7 protein-coding genes are annotated in these 13848 nt (G+C 27.2%); 2 read left to right on the forward strand and 5 right to left on the reverse strand.

Annotation, left to right across the window (positions count from 1 at the left end; all coding sequences use genetic code 11):
- Nucleotides 1-1049 precede the first annotated feature (1049 nt).
- The 4 genes from argS to VS182_RS06190 all read right to left on the reverse strand — a co-directional run bounded on the left by argS (nt 1050) and on the right by VS182_RS06190 (nt 9628).
- The gene (gene argS, locus VS182_RS06175; protein ID WP_479492494.1) at nt 1050-2705 is read right to left on the reverse strand and encodes an arginine--tRNA ligase; all 1656 of its coding nucleotides are present in this window, start codon (nt 2703-2705) and stop codon (nt 1050-1052) included.
- Nucleotides 2706-2709: 4 nt separating this feature from the next.
- Nucleotides 2710-3543 carry an agmatinase gene (speB, locus tag VS182_RS06180; RefSeq protein WP_479484172.1) on the reverse strand — a complete coding sequence of 278 codons (834 nt, stop codon included), beginning with the start codon at nt 3541-3543 and terminating at the stop codon, nt 2710-2712.
- 44 nt (nt 3544-3587) lie between these two features.
- Nucleotides 3588-4460 (reverse strand): polyamine aminopropyltransferase, encoded by an 873-nt coding sequence (gene speE, locus VS182_RS06185; protein WP_479484171.1) that lies wholly within the window; start codon nt 4458-4460, stop codon nt 3588-3590.
- Between the two features lie 794 nt (nt 4461-5254).
- Nucleotides 5255-9628, reverse strand: coding sequence for a hypothetical protein (locus tag VS182_RS06190; RefSeq protein WP_479492495.1), 4374 nt, complete (start codon nt 9626-9628; stop codon nt 5255-5257).
- 1994 nt (nt 9629-11622) lie between these two features.
- On the opposite strand from VS182_RS06190, the gene VS182_RS06195 reads away from it, so the two are divergent.
- A complete protein-coding gene (locus tag VS182_RS06195; protein WP_479492496.1) occupies nt 11623-11997 on the forward strand; it encodes a hypothetical protein in 375 nt (124 codons plus the stop codon).
- Between the two features lie 112 nt (nt 11998-12109).
- On the forward strand, nt 12110-12280 hold the full coding sequence (locus tag VS182_RS06200) for a hypothetical protein (protein ID WP_479488608.1): 171 nt from the start codon (nt 12110-12112) through the stop codon (nt 12278-12280).
- A gap of 359 nt (nt 12281-12639) precedes the next feature.
- Here VS182_RS06200 and VS182_RS06205 read toward each other — a convergent pair whose 3' ends face one another.
- Nucleotides 12640-13752: a group II intron maturase-specific domain-containing protein gene (locus VS182_RS06205; RefSeq protein ID WP_479484293.1), complete on the reverse strand. Its 1113-nt coding sequence runs from the start codon at nt 13750-13752 to the stop codon at nt 12640-12642.
- Nucleotides 13753-13848 lie beyond the last annotated feature (96 nt).

The following is a 13848-nucleotide window of genomic DNA, read 5'->3' on the forward strand; positions in this document are numbered from 1 at the left end:
TCTTTTATCGCTTTAATAAGTCTTTTTTAATACCATTTAAAATTAGTCATCATATGACTAATTGTTTGGCAACACCTATTATAAAAGCTATTTTTATGAATATAGGACAAAATTACGTTAAATTTTTGAGACAACATACCATTCATAATATGTAAAAGATGATTAAAAACAGGTTTTGTATTTGTGATAACGCTTACATTTTACACAGTGTCTTTAGGAATGTCTATTTTTTTTTTGTAAAATCTTAAAATATAATATATTGTAAACTTTGAAAATACAATAAAATTTTATATTTTTTTATTAATTATTTATATTTTTTCTTTTTTGTTTTTTGCATATACATTAATATAAAAAATTATCATAATAATACCAATTTATCAATAAAATATAGCATTTTTTATTATTAAATAATGGTAATAATAGATAAGTTTACAAAATCCATACTTTGGCACTAATTAATAAAATATACTTGGCACTAATTAATAAATAAAATATAACTATTATTTATTAATTAGTGAGTGCATAATTAATAAATATAATTTCATCAGTATAAAATAAATTAAAAATGTTATAATAAATAAATAGTTAATAAATCATATAAAAAACTAATTTATTAACTATTTATTTTAAATATTAAAAAATAATAAAAGAAAAAATCAGAACCATGTAATAAAAAATACATATGTTCTGATTTTTTTTAATACTGATTTTTTTTAATACTGATTTTTTTTAATACTGATTTTTTTTAATACTGATTTTTTTTAATACTGATTTTTTTTAATACTGATTTTTTTTAATACTGATTTTTTTAATATAGATTATAGGTTGCTGTTATGAAAATATTAAATAATAATATATGCTATTCTAATGAAAATAAAATTTGAATTTAAAATTAATCTGTTAAAATTAATCTGTTAAAATTAATCTGCATAAAATAATTTTATATTTTTGAATGATATTGAATTTTTTTATTGCTTTTTTATGCTTGTTTTATCAATTATTAATAATTGATAAAAAATCACACAAAAAATATTTTGATTCTATTAGATTTACATCTTTTCCGGTGCATTTACACCAAGTAACGATAATCCATTGCGTAATACTTGTCCAACAACCATATATAGAGACAATCTTGCACAGGCTATATCTGTATTTTCACCTATGACACGCGCTTTACCATAGTAACGATGCAATAAATTAGCTAATCCTTGAAGATAAACCGCTATTCGCTGTGGTGCACGTAAACGTGCTGCTTCTGCTATTTCTTCACCAAAAAAGGCTAATTCGAGCATCAAATCTTCTTCAAGCGAATCATCGAGCTGGTTTAAAATCTCTTGTGTAATTTTATGCGTGTATTTTTCTAGCTCTTTTGCTACTTCTCTTTGTAAACTGCAAATACGCGCATGCGCATATTGCAAATAATAAACGGGATTTTCTTGTGTTTTAGCGCAAGCAAGATTTAAATCTAGATCCAAATGAGCTGATGGATTTCGCCAAATAAAGAAAAAACGAGCCGCATCAACACCAATTTCGTTTAAAAGGTCTCTTAAAGGAAAAGTATTGCCTTGACGTTTGGATAATTTAACAGGCTCTGTACCACGAAACAAACGTACCATTTGTGTCAGTAAAAATTCTAATTTGCTTACAGGATGCCCAAATGCTAACAACGAAGCATGTAGTCTTTTTAAATAACCATGGTGATCACTACCAAAAATATTAATTAATTTGGTAAAAGAGCGCTGTAATTTATCATGGTGATAAGCCATATCCGGTAACAAATATGTATGAGAACCATCTTTCTTAATCAACACACGATCCTTACTATCACCTAAAAGCGAAGACTTAAACCATTTAGCACCCTCTTTATCTTCTAAATATCCAACTAACTCAAGATGTTGTAATGTTTGAGTAATTCTTTCTGCTAATGAACTTTCTTTATAAAAATTATCTAAATGCACACGATACGCTTTTAAATCATCTTTAATCGCTTGCAAAAAATAATCGCAACCAAATGATTGTAAAAGAGCAAGCTGTTCCCTATAAGGCTTGAAAAGTAATGCATTCCCTTGATCATGAAAAAGTGTTAAAGCAGCTTCCTGTACATCCGGTCCAAGGTAACCACCTTCGACGATTTCAGGATCTTCACCACAAGCTCTTTTGTAATGATATAAAAGTGATTTAGATAAAAGATCAATCTGATTACCAGCATCATTCACGTAATACTCTGTCGATACATCATAACCAACAGCACGTAAAATACGAGCTAAAGAATCTCCTACAGCTGCCCCTCGAGCATGTCCAAGGTGAAGCTTACCCGTAGGATTAGCACTGCAAAATTCTAATAAAATCCTCTGACCATGCCCTATATCAGAATGACCATATCGGTCCCCTTCTTGTTGAATCTTAGTAATAACTTGCAACAATGCTTCTTTAGCAAAGCGCATATTGATAAAACCAGGACCTGCGATAGAAAAATGGCAAAATTTAATCTTATGAGCTAATTTTTCAATCAAATCTTGCGCAATCATTAAAGGTTTCATTTTAAGTTGCTTTGCTAATTGTAAAGCAATTGAAGTGGATAAATGACCATGATTAGCATCTTTAGGACGCTCAAATACAACCTTAACATCATTAATATCCATTTTCTTTAATATATCTTCAATTGCCTCAGCAATATCTTTAATCGCTAAAGCACTATGTTCCACATATTCATCCCTTTCCAGGAAGTCCCAGGATCATTTCTCGAAATATTTTAGCAGCTAAAACTTCCGTTTGTCTTGTAACATCTAATGAAGGAGCTATTTCCACTAAATCAGCTCCTATGAAAAAATGATTACTTCTTGCTAAACGATGCAAAAAACGCAAAAGCTCGTTAATCGTCAAACCCCCCGGTTCGGGTGTACCTGTACCTGCCACAAAAGCAGGGTCTAAAACATCAATATCCAATGTTAAATAAATAGGTCGACCTACGGGTAATTGAGCAAAAAATTCATCCATTAATTCATCAACTGTCTTTTGACCTAATAAAGGATATTGCTTAATATGTGACTTCTTAGCGTAGATTTCTTCTTCCAATGTAAAAGAACGAATACCAAATTGATACAAATTTGTAGGACCAATCTTCTCCACAACTCTACGCATTACCGTCGCGTGCGATAAAGTTTCATCCATATATTTGTCACATAAATCAGCATGCGCATCAAGTTGAAGCACAATTAAATCAGGATAAGCATGATAGAACGCTTCTATCAATGGTAAACTCACCAAATGCTCTCCCCCGATTGAAAAAAGCCAATTCTTATGAGCTAATTTTTCCTCAGCAAACCTATGAATCATAGACAAGCATCGCTCTACATTACCAAAAGGTAAAGCAAGATCGCCAGCATTTTCATAAACAATATCTTGCAATTGTTTTTTTAAATATGGACTATATTCCTCTATAGCGTCTAAGGAACGCCAAACAGCTTGAGGTCCCTCTCGCGCACCACCTCGATATGATACAGTGGCATCCATCGGCAATCCAACAACAACAATGTTTGACAATGAGATCTCCTCATTTTTTATTTATTAATTTTAATTTTTTATTGCTACTTTTTACTATCAGACTTTATATTTTCTTCTGCTAACATACAAGGCGGTATAGCAAAAGCAGCTCGGTGAATCTCTGGTGTATAATATCTTGTAGACCAATTTAACAAACGTTGCTCATGCAGAGCTAAAGGATCATATTTTTTTGAACCAATGGCAAAACTCCAAACTCCACAAGGATAGAGCGGTGTCATAGCTAAATAAATCTGGCTATACTTAAATAAAGGTCGAAGATAGTTTCGTACCCGCGAACATGTATTTAAACGATTGATCAACCAAGGTGAATCTGTTTGTGCGACCATGATACCATCATTATGTAGAGCATCAGCAATATTTTGATAAAAATCTTTGGTAAATAAGGTTAAACTAGGCGCATCTTCTACACTATCATCTGTAGAATCAACAATGATTACATCATACGCTTCCTTATTCTCCTTAACATGCAAAAAACCATCACCAATACAAACACGACAACGTGGATCATCTAAACTGCTTGCTAAATAAGGAAAATGGCGTCGTGAACTCTCAATAACCGCTTCATCAATTTCTGCTAACACAACTTCTTCAACCGTCTTATGACGCAATACCTCACGTACTACACCCCCATCACCACCACCTACTACTAAAACACGTTTAGGATTAGGATGTGTAAACATAGCAATATGCGTGATCATTTCATGGTAAACAAACTCATCAAATTCAGAAAGCATCCACAAACCATCTAAAAGCATAGCCTTACCAAAATGCTTCGTCCGAATAATTTCCAAATATTGATAAGGAGTTTGTGTTTGTTCCAAAATCTCCTCAACACTATACAGTGATCCAAAATGTTTATTATGAAATTCATGATACCAAAGTCCAAATTTTGTCAATTAAATATACCCCTTCCATCTGGTTGAAAATATGAAAAAACGCGAATCCATCAAACATCTTATCATAAAAAAAAATCCCCATGAAGGAATGAACCAAATAATATAGCACAATAAACCAAAACCGACCACTAAAACGATATTAGACTTTTGGCAAAACCTATATTACGTACATACGCGGTGATTTTTGAGAAAATTTATATTAATTCTTATTTTTTAATCGTATACATATATCATCATAAACAACATATATCTAAAAACAAAAATTAACTAAAAAAATAACAATATTATGAATATATTGATTTATAATTCGTCGAACTTTCCCAAGAACCAAAGATAGTTTAAGAACCTAATCAAAAGTACTAAAAGCTATGATAATGACTGTTTTTGTGTTTAAATTCCATAAATAGTATTAAAGTATAAAAAAGCTAAGGTTTTTATAGAAAGTATTTTATAAATAAGTTAAATTTTCCATTGTTGAGTTTAGAAACAATTAAATTCTAATAAGCGTACCTAAGCATGGTTTCAAAGAGATGACCGTTAATATTATTACCGATCATCTCTTTGTTTTAGGCGATGTGAATGATAAACAACTCATAGAATATTTTTGGACAATTCCATAATATATTGGACTTATCCTCGAACTTAAGATAAGAAAATTAATGCAAATAATTGTTATTTATGTAATTTAAAATTTTATCAAAAAAAATATGTTTATATTCTTGAATTGAAATATAATACCTCAAAAAATACCAATATTAAATTCCATTGTTGTTTTTTGAGGTATGCTTAATTTTTTATAAAGGTTCTAAATCTGGTATTGAAGACAATTTAAGTAATATATTTTCTGTATCTTTAAAAGAATTATTAATATCATATTTAGATTCAATAACGTCTAATCCTCTAGAATAATTAGATTGAATATCTTTAACATCGCTCAATACTTTTTGTGATAATTTTATTAAATCTTCTGATTTAAGCTTTATTTTTTCAACTATTAAAATAAATCTCGTTAAATCTTCATGAAAAAAAATTATATTTTTATCTAATTTCATAGCTAAATCTAAATGGAAGTTAAATCGTCTAATAAATTCATGTTTAAAAACATTCCACTCTTCAATTAAAACTCTGGTTTGTTCACGGTTATAAAAATGCTTAGATTTTGATTTAACATAATCTATTTTTTTATTAATAATAAAGCCGAAAAAATTATATAGAAATTGATTTAATTCTTTAAATAGATTGTTTCTTGCTAGTTCGCGCCTTATATGAATAATATATGAATTCATATAATCAATCGAATCTAAATTTTTAATTATAAATTCATCACGAGAAATATATCCAGTAGCGAGTTTTAATGACTCAGAAAGATTCTTAGCTAATGGTATAATAAGTTTGTTTTTATCTTCAAAATCACCATTACGTAATAAACTCATATTAAACTCAGAAAACTTTGATAAAGCTTGACGAAAATCATCAATATATCTACGAACTACCGTCGATTGATTATTGGAGGATTGAAATAGAAAATCCATTTCTGATCTGAGCGAATTGTTCCATTTATCTAAATTTGCTTTCATAAAAAATTTAGCTTGATCAGCAGTAACCTCTACTCCTTCCATTATCTGATACGGTCTCGATTTAGAATTACCCCCCTTGCCAGAATATAAAGATGAAGTTGTCTGTGATGATTCTGGTTCTAATGTAGTTTTTGTTTGTAATGTTTCTGCTTGAGATGTTGATGATACTGCTTCTAATATACTCGTTTGTTCTGATGATGGAGCTATTAAAGCTTGGGATGTCGATGGTTCTGCTTCTAATGTAGGTCTTGTTTGTCCGGATGATGGAGTTGTTGCTGCTTTTTTTAATGGTGGTTCAGAACTTGACGAAGATTCTAAAGATATACCTCTTTGTAAATAATGATATTTGAGTGAAAAATCATCCCATTCTCTTTGAATGCTATGAAAATGTCGATTAAGCAAAAATAAATCTTTAATAAATCCTTGATAAAAATCCACGTATATCACATTTAAAACTGATCTAAAATCCTTTGTTTCTTTTTTTAATGATTTTATCATATTATTTAAAGTATCACTAGCAGATCTATATAGCAGTTCAAATTTTTCATATTCTTTCTTCACCCCTTCATATACCCCTAAATTTGTTTCTATTTCTTTTGATTTTTTTGTCAAGGTCAAAATAAGATCATTATTCATTACCAAAAACTGGGACTCAATATTTTTATATTTTGCATTCGCAGAATAAATGTCTTTTAAAATACCCTTAGTACGTGGTAGTTGTGATAAGTATCGCATACGATGATTAAAATATGAAATTGAATTGATTGGTCTAATATATCTCCTTGATAATAGATTAATTTTTACTAAAAATATATGTATATTATTTTGGATATAGCTGTGATAATTTGAAATTTCTGTATGCAAACTTGAAAATATTTGCTTAGCCATTAAACCTTCAGATTCTTCTTTTTCTAAAGATAAATGCCTTTCAAGATAATAAATATGCCTCTTTATCGCAATATATTCTTCCTTAGCTTTTTGATAAATTATCTGCAAAAATTCCGCTTTTGGCTTAATCAAAATATTTGGTGAATGCATTTTATGTTCCTGGAATTTTATTTCTTCTTTCATAACCATATCTGTAACTTTAGAAATCTTTTCTTTTTGTATTTCTAAATCATTTCTATACATATTGATTTTATTAATATTATATTTAACTAAATTCTTTTCTAAGTACGCTGACGTATCTTCTGACTGTGAACTTTTTCTTTTTATCGATGATGATGGATAACATAAATCTTCAGCTCCCCTTTTACATCTATTAGGCCGCGTCAGCGAAATCTCTGACAATACATCTTCTTTATTCAATTTTTTCATATGATTTGGTATAACCCATGGTTTTAATGTCTTAGACATTTTAGGCCATATCTGATCTTTATAATGATCCGCAACAGCAATTCCCACTTGTGCTTTCTTGAAAATATTGCTCTTAATATTAGATGTAATCTTAGTAGGTATAGGCATATTCATAAAAATACTTGTAAGAGAATCCCAAAATAGTCCATTTTTTATCTTTTCCTGTAATATTTCAAAAAAAGACGGTATACTTGATTTCATCTTTTCTTCTAAAATATAATCAGCATAATTAATATTAAGATAAAAGAAATCACTATAAATACCTAACAAAGATCCACGTATGATATCAGAAATTCGTTTCTTAAAATCATCTCGCTTATAACCTAAAAGATAGATCAATTCATCTTCATTACTAATAAGTTTCTTTGTTGATGGATCAATAGCTATTTCAATCTCGGGATTCCTGTTTTTTGGATTAGGTTGTAAAATAGGATCTATATATAACTTATATTTTGGACTAACCTTATCATAAATAAATTTCCATATCTCTTTTGCCAAAGGTCTCCTTTTATCATACATTTCGGCATCACGATCATTACCACGTTTAGCACCTATGTTATAAAATTCATCCAAAAAACCTTTCAATTCTTCAGCATTATTAACTAAATGTCGAAATTCTTCGTAAAATTGTGTATGTTCAATTATCGTATAACCTGATTTACCTAAAGAATCATCTTCGGAATCATCCGAATATTCGATCAAATTATCAGCAGCTAACTTACTAAAAAACTCTATCCGATCAGAAATTCTAACTTTTGCTTCAGCAAAATCACGCGCTAAAAGATGTGCCAATTCCTCTTTGAATCCAATAAAAAAATGATCCTGTCCAAACTTATCTTTCAAAAAAACTAATAATTTATCTAAAAATGCTGACCTAATATTATTACCTATATGATAACTTATCTTAGACAACGAAGAATTTGCCTTATAGATCTTTTTATTGTATTCATCTGAATTTTTCACAGGTGTATATGAAGATGAATGCAAATAACTCATAAAAACACTTGTTCTTTCTGCTACAGAAATATTTGAATTTAGAGAATTTAGACTATCTTGCATAATAGTATATTCTTCAGTAGATATAAATCCTTGTTTCTTTTGTTCATCTAGAGCTATGGTCATGTTATGTAATCTTTGTTTCAAAAGTTTCTGATAATCTTCTGTAAAATGTTTATTCTGCATAAGCGGTAACTGCCAATTAAAACTATCATAGTATTCTTTTGTTTCTTCGGAATATTCATTTAAATATTCGCCTATATAATTATAAAGTTCTCTTTTATTATCATATAAATCATTCTTCTCAGAAGTAGCTTCCTCCAATACTGTTGATCCATCCTCAGATAAAATTATCTGCTTAAATTTAGCTTGTTCAAAATTAAAACCATCTTTTTTAAAATGATTAAAAATAAGCACAAAAATATCTTCTAAAACAAACTTGCGAGCTTCCTCTAATATCCCAAAATCGTCATTTGTATAAGGTAAATTATTCAAATTGATATTGCCAAATTCATATTTGCTATCTTCGAAATATTCTAATTTATCTAAAATAGCCCCTATATCTTTTGAAAATTTATCATAATCTGGTGATAGAAACTGATTTTCTATAATATGCCCAGATATATACCTATATATCTCATTAATTGGCTTTATAACACGAAATGCAATATCTTCCCAATCTTTAAAAATATCTCCAGGAACTGCAAAATTTAAATTAGATAAGCGCTTATAATCATCAACCATTTCCTTACTATCTTTTGTTAAAAATTTAGAATCTAATTTATCTAATGATTCATCAGTTTTTATAACACCTGTTTCTTCCTCACCATTACTAACCCCTTTGGGTAATATAATAGGGCGCTTAAAACTCTTATGATCAGCTAAACCTCGTTTAGCCCTAATATAACCATTAGGTTCCGATTCGGAAATAATATATGGTTTTTCTGTTAACACATCCGTATTCTGATTTTCATCAACTTTTTCCTTACTATAACTCATCATTGAGGATATCAATGGTTCAATCTTTGTATCATTAATTTTACTAATGTTAAATTTATTATCTGAAGATGATATTAAATGAATACTACTATCTATCAAATCATCCTCACTCATATCCCCTACATCATTCGCAAAAGATGTACTAATCCCTATAAAACTATCTGAAAAAAATAAATGAGATGTAAATAAAACCAATGTTAAAAATAATTTTTCTGATTTTTTTAAATAAAATATTGACATAAATTAATATTCTCCTATATATTTGGGTTAATGAGGGATTAAATAATAAAAAAATAATAATTTGAATAATATTATCTTAATTTTTAAATATAAATTAAATGAAAATAATTTTAAATGAAATAAAATTTACTTGCGCACCAAAACTAAAAAACCATATAAACGCAAACTTTGTAAAATATATACGTATCAAAACCAAAAAAAATGATTTGAAATTATTTTTTTTCCTAAGATAAAAGTCTGGTTATAGGAAAATCACATGAGATCTTATCATATAGATTTAATAAAAAAATTATATAATATATAAATTTGAATAATCATAATTAATTTTAAAATTATAGTTAATTATTATTATAATTGGTTTTTAATACAAAAAATAAAGTTTGTCAATAAATAATGTAAATCTATACCCCGAAATCTTTTCACCAAAAAAATACTAATGAACATATATCTTTCAATAATCTTATCAAATCATTATTACTATCAGAACCAAAAAATTATTATAAAAAATCATTTAAAAATTTAACATCAGATGACGGTTACTGATTAGAAGCCGGAAAATGATCTGATGATTTTTCTAAAAGAAATATCAATATCGGATAAATAAATATTTTTATAGATAATTTTAATTCTTTACCTTAGATAATCTGGCTAATAATAATGTCCCCTGTGATTCTTCTATTATTTAATCTTCTATCGATGAATTAATTATCAGATAAATTGCTGACAACAGGCGAAATGCCCCATTATAATAATTCAATAAATTAAAACTTTATTGAATATGCGTGCTATTTTTTCTTATCTTTAATACTATAGCAACCTATGTATAAGAGTAATAAATTTTTATATAAAAATAATTTCCGCAAAACGTGTTAAAAAATATATATAGATCACAAAACAAGAAATATGAAACTAATGTAAATATATTAAATTAAAATTTATATAAAAAAGCTTTTATTAAAATAGCAGAAAAAATAAATTTCATAATAAATTGATTTTATCAAACTATCCCCTTATATATCAAAAAGTATATATAAAAAATTGATTTATTGTTACAATACCATAAAAAATAATCTTCGTCAACAGGATTGTCCTAAAATTACAATAGAAAAAACTAGAAAATAACAAAAAATATTACTATAATTTTATTTATATAAATAAAATTATAGTAATGAATCGGTCTATCCATTTATATAATAAGTTTAAATTACGATAGAAAAAACAATATATCAATACAATTGTGTGATTTTATTATATATATTAATATCGAAATAGAATATAAACACAAAAATATTCTATAATAGATTTTAGACATTATATTAGATTCTTAAAATCCCTTTATATCGGTTTGTAACCAAGCTCAATATAGGTATTTTGATAATTAAATCTAAATAATCATTTATCCTTAACTGTACATGCACCAAAGAAAAAAATGTAAATTTTTAATAAAAAAATAAAATGTTATTGTATTTCCAAAGTTTGCAATATATTAGATTTTAAGATTTTAAGATTTTAAGATTTTAAGATTTTAAAAACAAAAATAGAAATTCCTCTATACCCTGTGTAAAATGTAAATGTTCAAATAAAACACAATGGGATGAAAAAACACTTAATGTAGCCATAAAAAATGTTTCTTATGAAGATTTTATCCGTCAAGCTAAGAGCAAAAATAAACCTTAATTTATAATCATTGATGATACTGTGAGCTTATTCAATAAACCATTTTAAATAGTGTTTAAATTAAAAAATTACTAATCGGCTATATTAATAATTCTGGACCAGCCCTCTATGCCATAAGACAAAGCCATCATCATCAGCTGAATACCCTATAAAAGAAGCGGGTTATCATTATTCTAATCTAGATAAAAGAAGTGTATATGGTCATTCTATTATTCAAAATATGTTACATACAAATTTTTTAAGCTATTCTATAGAAGTTAAACGTGCTAATAAAACAGAAATCAATAAAATGGATACTGCTTGCTATATCATATCTAGTGCGCCCAGATCATAAAGCATATGTTTGCGTAGATTCTTGGTATATTTCAAAAAAGATCATCGAAACAAGCTTAAAAAAAGTATTTCATTTTATAGGTGAATTAAAAATCGATATTGTTATTTGTCCTTTAGGCATTAAAAATCCAATCAAAATATTTTTAAAGTTTATAAAAAATACAAATATAAAAGTTGTTACCATTAAAAAAAAAATATATCGCGTTTACAGATATGAAGGTAACCTTAATTTTATCGACAATGCGTTTTTCCTTATTTGCGTTAAGGAAGGTCAAGATATATCTAAAGCAAAAGCTTTTATTTGCACAGATATGGAGCTAAGTAATGAAGAAATTCTAAATTATTATTCGAAAAGATAGGAAATCGAAACATATTTTAGAACAGCTAAAAATTATCTTTTTTTTACAAGGATACCAAGTCAGATCCATAAAAGCTTTAGATAGCTACTTAATTTTAAAAATTTTTGTAGCAATGTATTATATAGATACATGTAATGGTAATCTCCTAAAGAGATTACGTAAATATCAGGCTAAAAAAGAAGCTAATAGAATAGAAGATATGATTGATATATTCATTCCATCCTTGAAAGATATCATATTTAAATATTACTACTATATCTGTGAAGCTTATTTTATCACGTGACAAAAAAGTATTGAGAGTAGCACTAAGGTACTCCTGTTATCAATTTAAAGAGGTAGCCTAAATCTGCCAATAAAATTAAAAAGGATAAATATGGTAACAAACCTAAAACGTTTAGGTTTGTTTTTTGAACATTTATAAATATAATTAAATTTATTATAATAATATAAATATATAAATTATTTTTTAGATTAATTAAACATACGGCTGCTAAATTAATCTAAAAATAAAAACGATCTTTTGTTTAAAAAAATAATATTAAAACTTAGATTATAATAAAATTTTTAAGTTAATTTTAGAAAATAAAACATTATGGCATATTTTTTTTGGCAAGTACAGTTATTTATTAAAAAATATATTAACTACTCATATAAATATAAAAATGCGTTTTCTAATTTTACCATCAGATGGTAATTAGGCAGCTTAATATAAGATGTATGCCTAATTTGATAATCATTGTATAATCCTAATGTTTGATATAAATACTTTTTTGATGTAAGTTTTTTAGCAGCATATTTGTCATATATATTATTAAGATGTTTACGTAATTTTTGTTCAACAAAATAAGCAATATAGCTGAAGCAAGGATTGGCGTTACACATTCTAAAGTAGTCCACAAAAACACGCAAATGATGATTGAGCTTTTTTATAAGATAAGATACAGGCACTTTTTTATTTTTAAGAAAAAATAAACGTAGTTTTTGTAAAAAAAGTGTTTGTGTTGCTGGTGTAATTAAAACATGATATTCATCATATTTGGCTTTATAAACAGAAGTTATATTGATGTCTGCAAATAAAAATGAACCATTATATTGCTGTTTAAATTTATGACTTATTTTATCATTTTTTATTGATGGAAAATCAACTCCTTTATAATCTAGCTCTCTAAATTGGGAAAGTTTTTCGATCACCAATGGTTTTAGCTTTATCCATTGATCTGCAGAAGTTAAAATGACAGCTTCATATCCAGAACGTACATAGAAAAGATTTGGTATCTTTTGATGAAGATCCTCGTCAAAATAATGGATTAATATATTTATTAAAAAAGCAAATAACAAATTATTATAAAATTTCTTTTTAAAATGCAAAATTTTCATCAAAAGATAAATAAGACAAGGATCGTTTATCTTTTGATGAAAGTATTTTAAAATATTATTATTATCTAAACTGTGTATCCAAGGTTTAAAATTAATCACTAACCCATGTCTTTTATTTTTTGCAAGATTAGTTTTCAAAATATCTATCGCTTGGGGTGGCCAACAACGTATCCTACTCCCATACGAAGCAGACGAAAAGATTGGTTCCCACAAAGGTTCTAAAATCAAACGCAAAGCCATTTGTACAATTTTATCTTCCTCACTGACAAGACCTACCTTGGGGCAATATTTACCTTTCTTCAATTTGTTTTGCAACAATAAAAGATCAATTCTAGAAATATTGTCAGCAAACTTGACTAAATTATAAGCTGCTAACATAGTTTTAAAATCTAATAATAAATCAAATAAATTGGTTACAAGTCCTCGTTGATCAAAAACTAACCTTTTATAATATGAATGGAAAATATTATCTTT

The sequence above is a fragment of the Pasteuria ramosa genome, from assembly GCF_056496785.1.

Bases quoted from the DNA above. Each gene is read 5' to 3' on its own strand.
- VS182_RS06205 (WP_479484293.1), bottom strand. From the start codon at position 13,752: ATGTTAGCAGCTTATAATTTAGTCAAGTTTGCTGACAATATTTCTAGA.
- VS182_RS06200 (WP_479488608.1), top strand. From the start codon at position 12,110: ATGTATTATATAGATACATGTAATGGTAATCTCCTAAAGAGATTACGT.
- VS182_RS06190 (WP_479492495.1), bottom strand. From the start codon at position 9,628: ATGTCAATATTTTATTTAAAAAAATCAGAAAAATTATTTTTAACATTG.